This window comes from Clostridiaceae bacterium, from assembly GCA_012840395.1.
GTDB lineage: Bacteria > Bacillota > Clostridia > Acetivibrionales > DULL01 > DULL01.
The window spans coordinates 45554-64084 of record DULL01000017.1; the positions used below are offsets into that span (position 1 = coordinate 45554).

At 35.7% G+C, this 18531-nt stretch carries 19 protein-coding genes; all 19 read left to right on the plus strand.

From position 1 onward, the window contains the following. The first annotated feature begins 65 nt into the window (after positions 1–65). Entirely contained in the window at positions 66–839 is a 774-nt protein-coding gene (gene sigG / locus GXX20_01995; protein HHW30436.1) for an RNA polymerase sporulation sigma factor SigG, read from the plus strand. 99 nt (positions 840–938) lie between these two features. Then, complete coding sequence (locus GXX20_02000; protein HHW30437.1) at positions 939–1205, plus strand: YlmC/YmxH family sporulation protein; 267 nt, start codon at positions 939–941, stop codon at positions 1203–1205. An 83-nt stretch (positions 1206–1288) separates the two neighbouring features. Further along, on the plus strand, positions 1289–1744 hold the full coding sequence (gene nrdR / locus GXX20_02005) for a transcriptional repressor NrdR (protein HHW30438.1): 456 nt from the start codon (positions 1289–1291) through the stop codon (positions 1742–1744). Between the two features lie 108 nt (positions 1745–1852). Then, positions 1853–3385, plus strand: a complete 1533-nt coding sequence (locus GXX20_02010) for a YifB family Mg chelatase-like AAA ATPase (GenBank protein HHW30439.1) — start codon at positions 1853–1855, stop codon at positions 3383–3385. A 5-nt stretch (positions 3386–3390) separates the two neighbouring features. Further along, on the plus strand, positions 3391–4503 hold the full coding sequence (gene dprA, locus GXX20_02015; GenBank protein ID HHW30440.1) for a DNA-protecting protein DprA: 1113 nt from the start codon (positions 3391–3393) through the stop codon (positions 4501–4503). Positions 4504–4605: 102 nt separating this feature from the next. Next, a complete protein-coding gene (gene topA / locus GXX20_02020) occupies positions 4606–6690 on the plus strand; it encodes a type I DNA topoisomerase (protein ID HHW30441.1) in 2085 nt (694 codons plus the stop codon). 52 nt (positions 6691–6742) lie between these two features. After that, complete coding sequence (locus GXX20_02025; GenBank protein HHW30442.1) at positions 6743–8056, plus strand: methylenetetrahydrofolate--tRNA-(uracil(54)-C(5))-methyltransferase (FADH(2)-oxidizing) TrmFO; 1314 nt, start codon at positions 6743–6745, stop codon at positions 8054–8056. Positions 8057–8298: 242 nt separating this feature from the next. After that, complete coding sequence (flgB, locus tag GXX20_02030) at positions 8299–8706, plus strand: flagellar basal body rod protein FlgB (protein HHW30443.1); 408 nt, start codon at positions 8299–8301, stop codon at positions 8704–8706. Between the two features lie 5 nt (positions 8707–8711). Further along, positions 8712–9155 carry a flagellar basal body rod protein FlgC gene (flgC, locus tag GXX20_02035; protein HHW30444.1) on the plus strand — a complete coding sequence of 148 codons (444 nt, stop codon included), beginning with the start codon at positions 8712–8714 and terminating at the stop codon, positions 9153–9155. Between the two features lie 17 nt (positions 9156–9172). Beyond that, the gene (gene fliE / locus GXX20_02040) at positions 9173–9484 is read left to right on the plus strand and encodes a flagellar hook-basal body complex protein FliE (protein ID HHW30445.1); all 312 of its coding nucleotides are present in this window, start codon (positions 9173–9175) and stop codon (positions 9482–9484) included. Positions 9485–9864: 380 nt separating this feature from the next. Further along, the gene (gene fliF, locus GXX20_02045) at positions 9865–11472 is read left to right on the plus strand and encodes a flagellar M-ring protein FliF (protein HHW30446.1); all 1608 of its coding nucleotides are present in this window, start codon (positions 9865–9867) and stop codon (positions 11470–11472) included. Positions 11473–11497: 25 nt separating this feature from the next. After that, positions 11498–12520 (plus strand): flagellar motor switch protein FliG, encoded by a 1023-nt coding sequence (fliG, locus tag GXX20_02050; GenBank protein HHW30447.1) that lies wholly within the window; start codon positions 11498–11500, stop codon positions 12518–12520. Beyond that, complete coding sequence (locus tag GXX20_02055; protein ID HHW30448.1) at positions 12513–13292, plus strand: flagellar biosynthesis protein; 780 nt, start codon at positions 12513–12515, stop codon at positions 13290–13292. The genes fliG and GXX20_02055 overlap by 8 nt, the downstream gene beginning before the upstream one ends. Before the next feature lie 27 nt (positions 13293–13319). After that, positions 13320–14639: a flagellar protein export ATPase FliI gene (gene fliI, locus GXX20_02060; GenBank protein ID HHW30449.1), complete on the plus strand. Its 1320-nt coding sequence runs from the start codon at positions 13320–13322 to the stop codon at positions 14637–14639. Positions 14640–14651: 12 nt separating this feature from the next. After that, positions 14652–15104, plus strand: coding sequence for a flagellar export protein FliJ (gene fliJ / locus GXX20_02065; GenBank protein ID HHW30450.1), 453 nt, complete (start codon positions 14652–14654; stop codon positions 15102–15104). Positions 15105–15261: 157 nt separating this feature from the next. Further along, positions 15262–16488: a flagellar hook-length control protein FliK gene (locus GXX20_02070; GenBank protein HHW30451.1), complete on the plus strand. Its 1227-nt coding sequence runs from the start codon at positions 15262–15264 to the stop codon at positions 16486–16488. Between the two features lie 11 nt (positions 16489–16499). After that, a complete protein-coding gene (locus GXX20_02075; GenBank protein HHW30452.1) occupies positions 16500–16916 on the plus strand; it encodes a flagellar hook capping protein in 417 nt (138 codons plus the stop codon). Between the two features lie 40 nt (positions 16917–16956). Beyond that, complete coding sequence (locus GXX20_02080; GenBank protein HHW30453.1) at positions 16957–18291, plus strand: flagellar hook protein FlgE; 1335 nt, start codon at positions 16957–16959, stop codon at positions 18289–18291. 28 nt (positions 18292–18319) lie between these two features. Then, on the plus strand, positions 18320–18526 hold the full coding sequence (locus GXX20_02085; protein HHW30454.1) for a flagellar FlbD family protein: 207 nt from the start codon (positions 18320–18322) through the stop codon (positions 18524–18526). Positions 18527–18531 lie beyond the last annotated feature (5 nt).

Below are 18531 nucleotides of genomic sequence, written 5' to 3' on the forward strand. Positions count from 1 at the left end.
CAGTATAAAAAATAACCCGGTGGCAATAATGATACTGACATAATTTTAGCTACCGGGAGGTTTTTATGCTTACCAATAAAGTTGAGATATGTGGAGTTAACACTTCAAAACTGCCGGTTTTAACGAATGAACAGAAAAAAGCCTTATTCGAAAGAATGCATAAAGGCGATAACTCGGCAAGAGAAGAGTTTATCAATGGAAACCTCAGATTGGTTTTGAGTGTTATACAAAGATTTAACAACAGAGGTGAACATGTTGATGATCTTTTTCAAGTCGGGTGCATTGGTCTTATAAAAGCAATTGATAATTTCGATGTTTCACAGAATGTTAAATTTTCAACATATGCAGTACCCATGATCATCGGTGAAATAAGAAGATATCTGAGGGACAATAACTCGATAAGAGTTAGCCGTTCTTTAAGAGATGTTGCCTATAAAGCCTTACAGGTAAAAGAAAAGCTTACCAGTATGAATTCAAAGGAACCTTCAATAGAAGATATCGCAAATGAATTAAATGTGCCCAAGGAAGACGTGGTTCTTGCATTAAATGCCATCCAGGATCCAATTTCTTTATTTGAATCCGTATACCATGACGGAGGAGACGCCATTTTTGTAATGGATCAGGTTAGTGATGAAAAGAATATGGATGAAAACTGGCTTGAAGGTATATCAATTAAAGAAGCAATGAGGAAACTAAACGATAGGGAAAAACTCATATTAAATTTACGTTTCTTTGAAGGAAAAACACAGATGGAAGTAGCTGAAGAAATAGGAATTTCGCAGGCTCAAGTTTCACGGTTGGAAAAAACAGCCCTTGCCCACATGAGAAAGCATATATAACCTTGGATTTTCATATATTACAAGTCCTAATCATATAATATAACTGGTATGTAATACAATAATGCTGATTTTTATGCCCTATTGAAAGGCTGTGGTATTATGAACCGTACTGCTGATCTGAAAAATAAAGAAATCATCAATATCTCAGATGGCAGGAGACTTGGGTTTGTCAGTGATGTAGAAATTAATTTTGAAAATGGTACCATTGAAGGGCTTGTAATCCTAGGGGGAGGAAGGTTGTTTGGATTTATCGGAAGAGAAAATGAATTAGTCATTCCCTGGGATAAAATTAAAAAAATTGGTGAAGACATTATTTTGGTTGATATGGATGAAAGATTTATCAGAAAGTATTTCGACTGCTATTAAATTCCTAAAAAATAGTGACAGTCCTCTTTTTTTATGGTATTAATAGAATTGGTTACCAATTGTTTCGACCGGGAGGATTGCTAATGAAATGTCCGTTTTGCGGTCATGAAGAAGACCGTGTAATTGATTCAAGGCCAACTGATGAAGGTACTTCTATAAGAAGGCGCAGGGAATGTACCAACTGTTTAAAAAGGTTTACAACTTATGAGAAAGTAGAAAACCTTCCTCTTATAGTCATTAAGAAAGATAAAACCAGGCAGATTTTTAGCAGGGAAAAGATATTAAACGGGCTTCTTAGGGCCTGTGAAAAAAGGCCTGTGTCAATTAGTGATTTGGAAAAGCTTGTAGACGAAATCGAAAGCAAAATATATAACTCATTGCAAAAAGAAATCACATCTCAGGCAATCGGAGAAATGGTAATGGCAGGATTAAAAAAGCTCGATGAAGTGGCATATGTTAGGTTTGCATCAGTTTACAGGCAGTTTAAGGATATTAATACATTCATGGAGGAACTAAGAAAACTCCTTGACGAAAAATAACCTATTGCGGAGATATCTAAAAAAATTGTTGAATTATACAATTTATTGTTGTATAATTTTTCATAAAGAGTAAATTATTGTTAATTTTATCGAAGTAAGGTATCTCCAATGATTTCAAAATTGTTAAGTTGCGGGCTTATAGGTATTGAAGGACATATTATACAAGTAGAGATTGATATTAGTGGCGGAATCCCTTCTTTTGAAATAGTTGGGCTGGCAGATGCAGCTGTAAAGGAATCAAAAGAAAGAGTAAGGGCTGCAATAAAAAATTCAGGTTTTATTTTCCCTTCAAAAAAAATAATCGTTAATCTTGCTCCTGCAGATATAAGAAAAGAAGGTTCTTGCTTTGACCTGCCTATAGCGTTAGGAATTCTCATTTCAACAGGACAAGTAAATAGCCCTGAACCTGGAAATTATTTGTTTACAGGTGAATTATCCCTTGACGGACAGGTCCGTCAGGTTAAGGGTATACTTCCAATGGCTGTAACCGCATTGAAAAATGGAATCAAAAATCTGGTAGTTCCTACTGTTAATGCTGACGAAGCTGCAGTTGTAAATGGGTTGAACGTACTTCCTGTTAATTCTCTTTTGGAAATAGCAAGCCATTTAAATATGGAATATACTATACAACCACATATAGTGGATATAGAGTCCATTTTTAATAAATCAGTTTATTATGAACTTGATTTTGCAGATGTGAAAGGTCAGGCTAATGCAAAAAGAGCTCTTGAAGTGGCTGTTTCAGGTGGGCATAACATTCTTATGATTGGTTCTCCCGGCTGCGGGAAAACCATGCTGGCAAGGCGCCTGCCTACCATAATGCCTCCCCTGACTTTCGAGGAATCCCTGGAGGTTACGAAAATTTACAGCATTACCGGAATGCTTCCTCCAGGGACTTCGTTAGTAACTACCCGTCCCTTCCGCTCTCCTCATCACACTATTAGTAAAATCAGCCTGGCAGGTGGAGGAAAAATTCCAAAGCCAGGCGAGATAAGCCTTTCTCACCATGGGGTGTTATTTCTTGATGAACTACCTGAGTTTAACAGTGAAACCCTTGAAGTCCTCAGGCAGCCGCTTGAGGATGGGTTTGTTACCATTTCAAGGATAAATACCAGTATTACATATCCTGCCATGACTACATTAGTGTGCGCTGCAAATCCATGCAAATGCGGAAATTATCTTGACAGCACAAAGGAATGTACTTGTACCTCCAGGGAAGTAAGACAATATATTTCCAGAATCAGCGGTCCTCTTCTCGACAGGATTGATATTCAAATAGAGATTCCTTCGGTAAAATATGATGAGCTAGACAGTACAAAAAAAGAAGAACCTTCCCATATAATAAGGGATAGGGTAAAAAAGGCCAGAGAAATTCAACAGGAAAGATATAAGGGTACAAACATATATTCAAATTCACAATTACTTCCTTCCATGTTGAATAAGTATTGCAGGCTGGACCCAAAAGGAAGAGAAATTCTGAGAAATGCTTTTGAAAAGCTTGGTATGAGTGCAAGGGCACATCATAAAATACTAAAAATCGCAAGAACCATAGCGGATATGGAGGGAAGTATTTCTATTAAACCAAAACATCTGGCAGAGGCCATTCAATACAGAAGTCTGGACAGAAAATATTGGAGTTGATAGAAATGAATCAGGACATTATATACTGGGTATGGTTATCATCCTTGCTCCAAATAAGTCCCAGGAAAAAAATAGAATTAATACAGTACTTCAAAGAACCTCAATATATTTGGCATTCAAGAAATGAGGATTTAAAAAACCTACCTTTTATCTCAGAAAGTATGTTTAAACAGCTTACAGACCCTGAACCCAGGAAAAAGGTTGATAAACTGATTGAAATTATATACAGGGAAGATATACATATTTATAGGTACAATTACGATAAATCTTATCCGGATATACTATATAACATGTATGATCCTCCTTTAATACTTTATTCAAAAGGTTGTATAAACCTGAACGAAATGGCGGTTGCAATTGTAGGTGCAAGAAAAGCTACCTCCTACGGACTTAAAACTGCTGAGAAATTTGCCTTTGAGCTTGCATCTTATGGTATAACAGTAATTAGTGGCATGGCAAGGGGAATTGACTCCCAGGCACATATAGGTGCCCTTAAAGCTGGTGGAAAGACAATTGCGGTTCTAGGATGCGGGCTTGATATAGTGTATCCTCCTGAAAACAGGCAGTTAATGGAGAATATTATCAATAACGGGGCGGTTGTTTCTGAATATCCTCCTGGTACTCAGCCATTGCCATATAATTTCCCGGCAAGGAACAGAATAATAAGTGGCTTAAGCCATGGTGTGGTTGTAGTTGAGGCAGCCAGTAAAAGCGGTTCACTTATAACTGCAGATTTTGCTCTGGAACAGGGAAAAGAGGTTTTTGCAGTGCCGGGAAATATTAATAATATTAATAGCAGGGGCACTAATAAATTAATAAAGGAAGGAGCAAAACTGGTAAGTGATGTAGAAGACATCCTGGAAGAAATAATAGAATTCAGTGTACAAAAAATTCCTGAAAAAAAGAGGAAAAACCTAATTTACAGTAGTATTTATAAAGAGTTAAATACTGTAGAAAAAAGTATTTTAAAAGAATTAAAATATGAACCTCTTCATATAGATAGAATTGCAGAAAAATGCAATATTAGTATTCAGGATGCCAATGTTTTGCTTACAACGCTGGAATTAAAAGGAATTATAGAGCAATTGCCTGGGAAGGTTTTCTGCATTAGTCAATAAAATACTGGATTTTATTTATGAATGTTGCTAATATATAAAATACAGGTTTTAATAAGCCTGCAATCTTACCATAAAATGGTAATTTAATATCCGGAGGTTATAATGGCAAACAATTTGATAATAGTAGAGTCTCCTGCGAAAGCAAAAACTTTAAGCAAATTTTTAGGAAAAGAATATAAAATAGAGGCTTCAGTGGGACATGTTAGGGATTTGCCAAAAAGTCAGATGGGAATTGAAATTGAAAATAATTTCAAACCCAAGTATATTACCATCAGAGGCAAGGGCGATATATTAAACAAATTAAAAAAAGAAGCCAAAAATGCTAAAAGAATATATCTTGCTACCGACCCTGACAGGGAAGGTGAAGCTATATCATGGCATCTCACAAAATTATTGAGTATTGATGAATCTGAAAAATGCAGAATAACTTTTAATGAAATTACCAAAAATGCTGTAAAAAACGCCATTAAATCTCCAAGACAAATTGATATGGATCTAGTTGATGCACAGCAAGCGAGAAGAGTGCTTGACAGGCTGGTTGGATATAAGATCAGCCCACTTTTATGGAAGAATGTTCGTAAAGGGTTAAGTGCAGGCAGAGTTCAGTCTGTAGCCACAAGGATTATTTGTGACAGGGAAGAGGAAATTGAAAATTTCGTACCTGAGGAATACTGGACACTGGCTGTATTATTGGCCAAAGAAGGAAGTAAAAATACCTTTGAAGCCAGGTTTCATGGCAGAACTGATGAAAAAATTGAACTTAAAGATGAAGAACAAGTTAAAAAAATAATGGCTGACTTAGAAGGAGCCGATTATATCGTCAGTAAAGTAAAAAAAGGTGAAAAGAAGAAAACACCTCCACCTGTTTTTACAACAAGTACCCTCCAGCAAGAGGCTTCAAGAAAACTAGGTTTTTCAACCAAAAAAACCATGATGGTTGCCCAGCAGTTATATGAGGGAATAGAAATAAAGGATATGGGAGCCCTGGGTTTAGTTACTTATATCCGTACAGATTCTATCAGGATTTCCGATGAGGCAGTTAAGGAGGCCGCACAAATAATTAAAAGCAGGTTTGGAGACGATTACCTGCCCAAAGAAGCAAGAGTATATAAAAACAAGAGCAATGCCCAGGATGCTCATGAAGGAATACGCCCTACCAATGTTGCATTGCATCCTGATTCAATCAGGGATTCTCTCAGTAACGATCAATATAAATTGTATAAGCTTATATGGGAAAGGTTTCTATCAAGCCAAATGGCACAAGCTGTTTATGATACACTGACAGTTGAGATTACTGCAGGAGATTATATTTTCAAAGCGGTTGGATCAACAGTAAAATTCCCTGGTTTTATGGCTGTATATACTGAAGACAGGGATGATGGACAGGAAGAAGAAAATACAAATATACCTTCTCTAGAAGAGAAAGAAAAACTTAATCTCAAAAAAATTGATCCTAAACAGCATTTTACTCAGCCACCTTTAAGATATACAGAAGCAACTTTAGTAAAAGCGCTGGAAGAAAAAGGTATAGGCCGGCCAAGCACTTACGCTCCTACTATAACAACAATATTGTCGCGAGGATATGTCGTCAAAGAAAAGAAATACTTAAAGCCTACTGAATTGGGCAAAATTGTTAATGATATAATGAAGAAATATTTTAAAGATATAGTGGACATTGAGTTTACTGCACAGATGGAAGAAAAACTTGATGCAATTGAAGAAGGAGAAAAGGATTGGGTTACTGTAATTAAAGAATTTTATGACAGTTTTGTACAAGATCTTAAAGAAGCAGAGGAAACGATTGGAAAAGTAGAAATAAAGGACGAGGAAACTGACATAATTTGTGAGAAATGCGGAAGAAAAATGGTAATAAAGCAAGGCAAATATGGTAAATTCCTTGCTTGTCCTGGATTTCCCGAATGCAGAAATGCCAGGCCAATTTTTGAAGAGGCAGGGGTTAATTGCCCGTTATGTTCTGGCAAGGTACTTATCAAGAAAACAAAGAAAGGCCGAAAGTACCTAGGTTGTGAGAGATATCCGGAATGCAGTTTTATGACCTGGGATATGCCTGCAGGCAAAAATTGCCCTAAATGTGGTAATTTTCTTGTTAAGAAGTCCTCAGGTAAAAATGGGACATTGAAGTGCAGCAATGAAGCATGTGATTATGTAACAGATGAAAAAAATTAACAAGTGCAACATAAAGTCTTAACATTATCAAAAGGTCTGAAGGGAATAAAATATGCCGGATTATATAAACGTAATTGGTGCCGGGCTGGCTGGTTGCGAAGCTGCCTGGCAGATAGCCAAAAGAGGAATTAAAGTAAAGCTGTATGAAATTAAACCAAAACAATTTACTCCAGCTCACCACAGTCCGGATTTTGCCGAGTTGGTTTGCAGCAACTCTTTAAGGGCTGATTCTTTAGAAAACGCAGTGGGGTTGTTAAAAGAAGAAATGAGGCTTTTGGATTCGATTATCATTAAATGTGCCGACATTACCAAAGTTCCGGCTGGTGGTGCTTTAGCAGTAGACAGATATAGATTTTCCAGGATTATTACTGAAAAGATTAAGAATCATAAAAATATTACCGTTATAAATGAAGAAGTTACAAATATACCGGATAATGCAATCACGGTAATAGCTACCGGACCTCTGACTTCTGCTGCCCTGTCCCGGCATATATCAGAATTTATAGGACATGATTATTTATATTTTTATGATGCTGCAGCACCTATTGTAACAAGTGAATCAATAAATATGAAAAAGGCTTTCCTGGCTGCACGCTATGGTAAGGGACAGGAAGATTATATTAACTGCCCTATGAACAAAGATGAATATGATTTGTTTTATAAAGAGCTTGTCAATGCAGAAAGAGTTCAGATGAAAAAATTTGAAAAAGAAATATTATTTGAAGGATGTATGCCTGTAGAAAGCCTTGCTGACAGAGGTTATGATACATTAAGGTTTGGACCAATGAAACCTGTTGGCTTAATAGACCCTGCAACAGGAAAAATTCCTTATGCTGTAGTTCAGCTAAGGCAGGACAACTCCGAAGGAACACTATATAATATTGTAGGTTTTCAAACCCGTTTAAAATGGCCTGAACAAAAAAGAGTATTTAGACTTATCCCCGGGCTTGAAAATGCAGAGTTTGTAAGATATGGTGTAATGCATAGGAATACTTTTATTAATTCACCATTGTTACTGGACCAGACTTATAATATGGTTAAGAGGCCTAATATCTATTTTGCAGGACAAATTACCGGGGTTGAGGGTTATGTAGAATCAGCATCTTCCGGCCTTGTGGCTGGAATAAATGCAATTTTTAAATATACTGGAAAGAGTCCCCTGGTATTTCCAGGCAATACTGCTATTGGTGCCTTGAGCAGATACATATCAAAATCTTCCATTAAGGATTTTCAACCAATGAACATTAATTTTGGGCTTATAGATGATGGCGACTTGAAAATAAAGGATAAAAAAAATAAAAAGCTTGAAATCTCCAAACGTGCTTTAGACGAAATTAAAAAAATTATTAGTACACATAATCTGTAGAAGTTTGTTGTTCTTATTTTAATATTCATGGTGTTACATCCTCTCTTTAATTCATTCAAGAGAGAATGTCATATGTCGATTACATTATCAACATCGACAAATAACAATTTATTTCTGTATATTACTACAAAATGTTTTAATATATTATTGTTTTCTAAAAAAATTTATGTTAAAATCATGATGGCATGGAAAATATTCCATGTAAAATATTTTTGTTTACTACTCTGGAAAGTGGGTAAGTTATGATACGTGGTTTATTTAATAATACCAGGATTATAGAAAAAGCATTAGATGCTTCTTTCCTGAGAAATGAAATTATTTCACATAATATTGCAAATGTTGATACTCCAGGATATAAAAGGTATTCTGTTCAATTTGAAGAAATATTGAATGGTAACATGGAAGCAAGGATATCAGGATTAAGAACAAATGATGTTCATATTCCTATAGGAAAAGACAGGAAAGAAGATATACAACCAAAAGTAATAAGAGACAACAGGGAATCAAGCATGAGAATAGATGGAAATAATGTGGATATTGAAAAAGAAATGGCTGAAATGGCTAAAAACAGCATTAAATATCAAATTATGATACAAAATATCAATTCCAGCTTCAGAAGACTTAAAAATGTGATTAATGAAGGGAGATGATTTAATTGGGTTTTTTGGATTCATTGGATATAGGAGCTTCTGCATTAACAGCTCAGAGGCTCAGGATGGATATAATAGCTCAGAATATTGCTAATGTTAATACCACAAGAACAGAAAATGGTACACCTTATAAAAGAAAAACAGTAGTTTTTGAAGAAAGGAATTCAAAGGAATCCTTTTCAAGCCTTTTATCTTCCGGTAACCAAGGAAATCTTACTGGTAAGGGAGTTAAAGTGTCAGGTATTGTGGAAGACAACTCACCCTTTAAAAGAGTATATGAACCGGGACATCCTGACGCAAATGAAGAAGGATATGTACTTATGCCAAATGTAGATATTGTTACAGAAATGGTTAATATGATATCCGCATCAAGAGTATATGAAGCCAATGTAACTTCAATTAATACAGCCAAGAGCATGGCACTGAAAGCACTCGAAATAGGAAGATAATTCAACGGAGGGTAAATATGGCTATAAACCTTGTGACACAGCAGTTAGGTAATCAGGTATCATCTGTAAGTAATAGTAAAGTCAGTTCAAAAAACAGCGTAGGAAATGACAATAGCTTTCAAACAATATTCAATGATGTATTAAATAAAACAAATTCACTCATTCTCGAGTCAGAAAAACTAACAAAGGAAGCTTCACTGGGTAATATTGACAACATTCATCAGGTTCTTATTGCTAGTGAAAAGGCGGATATTGCCTTGCAGCTTACTTTACAAATACGAAATAAGGTTTTGGATGCTTACAATGACATAATGAGAATGCAAATTTAAGTTATCTGAAACTAATAACAAATAGATTGAAAATAATAAATGAATATAGAATATAAAAATATAACAGATAGAGATAAATAATATAAACAGATAGATATATAAATAAATAAATAATTCATCTCAATAAACAAATGTCCTGAAATGCTAATCAGATAGAAACTTTTCAAAGAGAAATGCTAATCAAAATGCTATTCAAAGAGAAATGTTAATCTAAGAGAAATGCTAATCAAAAATGCTATTCAAAGAGAAATGCTAATTAAATAGTGAAACTTATACAAAAAAGGTAATCAAATTTTTAAGGTATACATAAAACTTAATGTTAGTACACTATTCTATTATAGTTTACTAATTTTGTATTACCTTGTAGAGAGGTGTAATAGTTGCCTGAAGAGATACTAAAATTCCGACAGAGAATTGCCGAATTCTGGAATGGACTGGAAAAAGGCCAAAAGATCAGGATTTATATAACTTCTATTATTGTTACATTATGTGTAGTTTTAGGCTTAATTCTATTAAACAAGCCTAACCGGATAACTTTAATAAGAGATTATGATCCTAAAGATATTGGGGAAATGAGTGCTATTCTAAATGAAAATAACATTTGGAATAGTATTGAGAATAACGGGACCAGTATTGTAATTAATGCCAGGGATAACAACAAGGCTCAGGTAGTTCTTGCTCAAAAGGGATACCCCAAAAGCGGTATGACTTTTGAAGATGCTATTTCCATGATAGGAATGAGCACCACTGAAAGTGATAAAAAATATATTTGGAAACAGCAAAAGACCGCAGATATTGAGAGCAAGCTGAAGATGCTGGACAATATTGAAAATGCTTCTGTAATTTTAGCTTTACCAGAACGGTCCATTTTCATGCTGCCTCAAGAGGAAGCAAGCATGCCTACTGCTTATGTAATGATTAAACCAAAAGAAAAGCTTACTCCCAAACAGGTAGAGGCTGTAGTCATGATAGTATCACGCAGTGTAGAAAATTTAAAACCTGAGAATATTACGGTTGTTGATAATAATCTAAACATTCTGAATAACTACTATAAGGATACGGCTTTTGAAATGGTTAATACTCAGGAAGAAATGAGGTATAAAAAAACACTTGAATTACAAAACAGGGTATATGAGTATTTCAGCGTAGGAGAGTTTGACAACTTCGATACCATCAGAGTTGTTGCAAATCCTGTTTTGGATTTTGATACTTTGAAAGAGCAAAAAAAGACCATATCCAATCCCGAGGGTATGACCGAAGGAGCAGTTATAAGCAGCGAATCAACAAACGAACAGCTATTTAACAGTACGGGTGAAGATATACCTGCCCCAGGTATAGACGCAAATCCAGGTACTGATTTAGTAGATACTCCCACATACCAAATTGGAGAGCAGGAAAATTCATCTTATAGCAAACAACATGATATCAGGAATTATGCTTATAACGAAACCATTAGCGAAACTGAAAAAGCAGTTGGTGTTTTAATACCTGAAAAGTCTACCATGGCTATCTCATTATGGTATGGGAAAAGAGTCACTGATCAGAATAAGTTGTCAGATGAATTCCTGGAGAGTGTAAAAATAGCTGCAAGTACTGCAACAGGAATTCCTGTGGAAAATATATCAGTACACAGAATGCGCTTGGCAGAAGAAAAAGTTGAAGAAGTAACCGAAACCAGAGAAGATATAATCAGGGAGCTGATTACCATATATGGCTTGCCAATACTTGGACTTCAATTTGCAATAATAATAGTAATGATTATTTTAATCAGAAATAGGAAAAGAAAGAAGCAAGAAGAAATGGTTCAAGCAGTTGATAATTCACAACAAGAATCTGCTGAAAGTCCCAAAATTGAGGAGAGCATCCCTGAAATAGTTGTTGAGGAAAAATCAGAGATAAAGAAGCAATTAGATAAATTTGTACAGCAAAAACCTGAAGCTGTAGCCCAACTATTAAAGAACTGGCTTGCAGAAGACTGGGATTACTAATGACAGCTGAAAGGAGGAGATTGCATTGATACGTACCAGCCAGTCCAGAAAGATAAAAAGCGGTAAAGAAAAGGCAGCCATGTTGTTAATTGCCTTAGGACCTGAAAAATCAGCCAGGATTTTCAGGTATTTAAAAGAAGAAGAAATAGAACAATTAACACTTGAGATAGCTAATATAAGGACTGTGGCTCCGGAAGAAAAAGAAGCAGTATTAGAGGAGTTTTATCAGTTATGTATAGCTCAGGAATATATAGCTGAGGGTGGCATAAGCTATGCAAAAGAAGTACTTGAAAAGGCTCTTGGTACCCAAAAAGCACTCGAAATTATAAATAAACTGACAGCCTCTCTCCAGGTAAGGCCTTTTGATTTTGTTAAAAAGGCTGATCCTTCCCAATTACTTAATTTTATTCAAAAAGAGCACCCTCAAACCATTGCTCTTATACTAGCTTACCTGCATCCACAACAAGCAGCAGCAATCCTTTCTGCTCTTCCACAGGATAAACAGGTCGATGTTGCTAAAAGAATCGCAGTAATGGACCGCACTTCACCTGAAATCATAAAAGAAGTTGAAAGGATCTTAGAAAAAAATCTGTCTACTCTTGTGGTGGAAGATTATACTGTAGCAGGTGGTATACAATCAATTGTAGATATATTAAACAGTGTTGACAGGGGAACCGAGAAAAATATTATGGAAACCCTTGAAATAGAAGATCTTGAACTCGCTGAAGAAATTAAGAAAAGAATGTTCGTATTTGAAGATATCATCACATTGGACAACAGATCTATCCAGAGGTTCCTTAGAGAAGTTGATAACAATCAACTCGCTATTGCACTTAAAGGAGCTACGGAGGAAGTTCAAAAAGTTGTTTATGCAAATATGTCCAAGCGGTTAGTTGAAATGATAAAAGAAGACATAGAGTATATGGGTCCTGTAAGGTTAAAAGATGTAGAAGAAGCACAGCAGAAAATTGTGAATATCATAAGAAGACTTGAGGATGAAGGAGAAATAATAATATCAAGAGGCGGAGGAGATGAGATAATTGTCTAATAAGGTATTTAAACGCGATCAGGTATGTTTGGGCTCACCTTTCAGGGTTGGCATTCCTATATATTATAATGATGATAATCCGGAAGAAAAGTATAAAGTTTCTGAGTTGAAAGAGTCTTATTATTCAGCGAACCTAAACAGAACATATAATGATTTGCTGGAAAATGCCAGAAAACAGGCAGAATCAATTATTAACGATGCCCAATGTGAAGCTTCCGCCATAATTGATGATGCGGTCGAAGAAAGCAAGATAAAAGCCTTTAAAATAGAAGAAGATGCCAGGCGTAAAGGTTATGAAAAAGGATTTCAGGAAGGTTTGGAAGAAGGAAGAAAGAAGTACAGAAACCTGATTTTGGAACTTCAGAAAGAAAGGCAATGTGCAAGAGATGACTATAAGAGAGTCGTTAAAAATATTGAAGCTGATGCTGTCTACCTGGTACTGGAGATTTCAAAAAAAATAATAGGCGAAGAAATCTCGGTGAGAAAGGAATTAATTCTGGAATTAATAAGACAGGGATTTGAAAAATCCATGTATAAAGATAGTCTTGTTCTTAAGGTATCTCCTGAAGATTATCAATTTGTTACCGAAAATAAAAATGCACTTTGTGCCGCAGTTCCAGGAATGGGAGAACTGGAGATAAGAAGTGACCCGAACCTCCATTCTGCTTCATGTATTATTGAAACACCACAGGGCACTGTAGATGCAGGGTTAGAAACAAGGTTTTCAAGAATTGAGGAATTATTCAAAAAAATTCTGGCAGTAGAAAAATAAACAAGATGTGAGGTATTAGAAATAATAGTGGAAAAAACAAGCAGTATTGATTTATTAAAATTTGCAAATATACTGGATAAAATTGATTTAATCCGTTGCTCCGGCAAAGTTTCAAAGGTAATAGGGCTGACAATTGAATCTACTGGCCCGGATGCGAAAATTGGTGAACTTTGTGAAATACATACAGGGGTAAATAATATAGTGAGAGCTGAAGTTGTCGGATTTAGGGATAATAATGTTTTACTTATGCCTTTAGGAGATATGTCGGGAATTGGCCCTGGCGACACCGTAATTGCTTCTGATGAAGCTTTAAAGGTTGGTGTTGGAAAAGGCCTGGTTGGCAGAATTCTGGATGGTATTGGCAATCCGATAGATGGTAAAGGCAAGCTAGATATCGAAGATTTTTATCCTGTAGACAATCAGCCCCCGAATCCTTTAATGAGAAAAAGAATAAAGGAGCCCATGGCTCTTGGAGTTAAAGCAATTGACGGGCTTCTGACTGTTGGAAAAGGACAAAGAATAGGAATATTCGCCGGTAGCGGAGTCGGTAAGAGTACTCTTCTTGGAATGATGGCCAGAAATTCAAAGGCGGATATTAATGTAATTGCATTAATCGGTGAACGAGGCAGGGAAGTAAAAGAGTTTATAGAAAAGGACTTAAAAGTAGCAGGTCTTGAAAGATCTGTTGTAATTGCTGCCACTTCTGATCAACCTGCCTTGATCAGGCTTAAAGGTGCCTTGGTGGCCACTTCAATAGCAGAGTATTTTCGCGACCAGGGGAAGGATGTAGTCCTGATGATGGATTCACTTACCAGATTTGCCATGGCCCAGAGAGAAATAGGCTTGTCCATAGGTGAACCGCCTGTTTCAAGAGGTTATCCTCCATCTGTTTTTGGTATTTTCCCACGGCTTCTTGAAAGAGCCGGTACATCCTCCAAAGGTACAATTACTGGCATATATACTGTCCTGGTTGACGGTGACGACCTTACAGAGCCTGTAACCGATACTGCCAGGGGTATACTTGACGGACACATAGTACTGTCCAGGAGCATTGCCAACAAGAACTGTTATCCGGCAATTGATGTACTTGCCAGTGTCAGCAGAGTAATGACTGATATTGTTTCTTCCAGTCATATGGAAACAGCACGGAAGGTAAAGCAAGTAATGGCTGTATATAGAGAAGCTGAAGATTTAATTAACATAGGTGCTTATGTAAAAGGCAGCAATCCTAAAATTGATTATGCAATAGAAAATATAGATAGCATTAATAATTTTGTCCAGCAAGGTATTCATGAGAGTTTTACCTTTGAAGAAACAATGAAATTATTAGAGAAAACATTGATATAAGAGGGTAGTTAAATGTCAAAATTTCAATTTAATTTACAGTCGCTTTATAATATAAAAATCCTGATGGAAGATTTGGCAAAAAATAAATTAAGTAAAGCCCTCAAAGAACTAAATAAGCAGGAAATGCTTCTTGATCAGTACTTATGCGACAGATCATCCTGCATAACTGAACTATCCGCTAAGTGTAAAGATGGAGTGCCGAGCTTTGTTTTGAAATCATATAACCTTTATTTAACACAATTAAACGAGAAAATAACAAAACAAAAAGAGGTTATAAAGTTAGCTAAGAAAAATGTCGATACAGTTAGGGAAGAGTTGATAAAGGCGACCCAGGAAAAAGAAATGTTTGAAAAACTTAAAGAAAGAAAATATGCTGCTTATTTGTATGAAATAAGCAAGAAAGAACAGAGAATTACGGACGAATTAGTATCCTACAGAAAAAGCCTGAAATCAGCAATGTTGTAAGCAGTCGGTGTGAAGAAAAAGAGTATGGCCAAAGGAGGTGGAGTGAAAATTGACAAACATTATCGGCGCTATACTTAATCATAAACAAGTTAACTCATTAAAAGCGCCAAAAACAGAAAATACAAATAAAAATTCAAGAAAAAACCATAATAAAGAAATGGACACTTCTGAATGCTCAAACTTTCTGTCACTATACCAGAACATTCAGTCATCTCCCTCAGACCAAAATCCTGAGTGTGAAGAAAGAACAAATAATATAGATTGTGAGACAAAAAGTTTGATGCCTGTCAGCCACTTACAGGAATATCCGGTACATCTATTGGAACGGCTCATATCCGCCAATGAGGCTTTATTAAATCCTGATCAAGAAAATATATTATTAACTGGTGAGCCAATTCAAAGCAGCAGTATACCTGATTTTATAGATTTAATGAATATAAACGGGGATGAAAATAAAACCTCTGGTGAAGAAAGCTTATTTCAGTTGCAGATAAATTCTGAATTATTAACAGCTACAGAGGAAGAGTCAAATAAAACAAATAACAGTGAAAGTGGCCATGAAGATTCAATTGAGGCAGATTTTGATATTAACCTGGCCGCAAACACAATTGCATATAAAAATACAGACTTAGGACAAGGCGAAATCACTATTGTTAGTGATGCTTCAAATAATAAAACAGATATAAATGAAGATTTAGATACTGCATTAAATAATGAACAGGTCAATAAAACAGAAGATTTGCACTCTGATGCTAAGGAAATTAAATCCGAATTAAAGAGAGAAAGCAACGAAGATACAGAACACCAGGATGGCAGTATAGATAATGATTTTTCAATTCTTCAATCTCTTGAGAATAAACCGGAGCAACCTGAGTATTATCAGGAATTCTCTGTACACAATAATGATGAATTGGAAAACAGGGAAATTCGTTTATCAAAATCTGATGGACAGAATATACTGAAGCAGGTTATAGACAAGGCAAAAGTTTTTATTGACGGTGAAAAATCTGAAATGGTAATTGAATTAAAGCCTGAAAGCCTAGGTAAGCTTTCACTAAAGGTTGTTTCTGAAAAAGGTATGGTGGAAGCAAATTTTGTAGCTGAAAACACTCAAGTTAAAGAAATATTAGAAACCAATATGAATTTGTTAAAGGATGTACTTGAAAAACAAGGCTTAGTAGTTCAAAATTTCAGTGTTTCAGTTGGTGATCATTCTGCGGGCAGCTTCGGTAGAGATGACAAAACTTCCAGAGAAAAAGGCAAAGTAAATATTGCCTCAGTTTATACAGATATTGGAGAATTTACAGTTACTGATTATCAGCAAGTAGATAGGATAATTGACATATATAAAATTAACGGAAGAAAAATTGATTTAACAGCATAGGAGGTAAACAAATGCCTATCAGTACAGTAACCAATTCAAATATTCAAACACAGGCCACAGAGAAATCTGCATCAAAAGCAGAATCAAAAAATCCGGGAGACTTAGGGAAAAATGATTTTCTGAATCTCCTGGTTACCCAGCTAAAATATCAGGATCCTCTTAACCCTATGGATGATAAGGCTTTTATAGCACAAATGGCTCAGTTCAGTGCACTTGAGCAAATGCAGAATTTAAACAGTAACTTTACTCATTTGAAAGCTTTCAGCTTAATAGGACTGAATGTTTTAGCCACTATTATTGACAAGCAAACAAGTGAAGTAAGAGAAATAACAGGTTTTGTCCAAGGAGTAAAAATTGCCCAGGGAAATGCATATGTGATTATAAATGACGAAGATGTACCAGTAGATAGTATAACGTATATATATTAAGAACTTTTACGAATGTTAAATGACAAGAGGAGGAGTTTATATGTTGAGATCAATGTTTTCAAGTGTTTCCGGACTAAGAGCACAGCAAACAAAAATGGATGTTATAGGCAATAATATAGCCAATGTCAATACAGTTGGCTTTTGGGGAAGCAGAGTGTCCTTTCAGGAAGTATTGAATCAAACAATAAAGAATGCTACAGGTCCAGACCCAATTAGCGGAAGAGGGGGTACAAATCCGTTACAAATTGGTCTTGGAACTTCAGTAGGAGCAATAGACATGAATACTAATGCAGGAGGCATACAAAGAACTGATAATCCTTTTGACCTTTCAATAGAAGGAAATGGATTTTTCATTGCAAGAGGCTCTGAAAATGAAGCTTTTAAATTTACAAGAGCTGGTAATCTAAGATTTGACTACCTGGGAAACCTAATTACCTCTAACGGCTTAAATGTTTATGGATGGCTGGATTACGGTGGAAAAGTAAATAGTGAAGGTATGTATATTTTTGATACAGACAAACCAATAGAACCAATTAATATTTTTTCAGATATTTACAACGGCAATAAAAAAACAATAGCTCCAAAGGCAACCACAGAAGCTGTATTGGCCGGAAACCTTGACGCTGCAAATCCTGTATGCCAGATTACTGATCCGCCTCAGATAATTGTACCTGTTACGGTTTATGATTCTCTTGGAAACGCATATAAACTAGAAATTGAATTCAGAAAAACAGCCATTAATTCTACTGACCCAATCAATACAGAATGGACTTGGTCAATACCAAATGGAGATGGATTTACAACCGGAAGTACCGGAAGAATTAGGTTTGACTCAAATGGTTACATAATGACTGATGACCAAACCAACTTTAATGTAACACCAACTATAAATATAATTCCTAATGCAGCAACAACAGGAGCAGGCCCGTTTACAATTAATTTGGATTTCTCAAAAATCTCAATGTTTGCAACCGAAAATTCTGTCAAAGCGACAAATGTTGACGGATATCCTGCTGGTTCATTTGTAACCTGCAGTATTGGCTCAGATGGAGTAATAATGGGAGTATACTCCAATGGAAAACAACAGCCCTTAGGCCTTATTGCTCTGGCAGTTTTTGAAAATCCGGCAGGACTTGAAAAAGTTGGCAATAACATGTTTATGGCTACTGCCAACTCCGGTAACTTTGTCAAAGCTTCAAAGGCAGGCATGGATGGTGCAGGAATTTTAAACCCCGGCACATTGGAATTATCAAATGTTGATCTTGCTACTGAGTTTACAGAAATGATTGTCACTCAAAGAGCCTTCCAGGCCAATAGCAGGGTTATTACAGTATCAGATGAGATGCTAATGGAATTAGCCAATCTGAAGAGATAACGATTAAGTAGTATTGGAGGTAGAAACAATGATTATGTTAACAAATATTAGAGGCAATAGCTTCGTTCTTAACTGCGATTTGATAGAAACTATTGAATCTACCCCGGATACTGTTATATCGTTAATTAACGGAAAAAAGTACATTGTGTCGGAAAGTATTGAAGAAATAATTGAAAAGGTGTTAGAATATAAAAGAAAATTATGTATAGATGTAAGTTATATGGAAAAATCATAAAATTT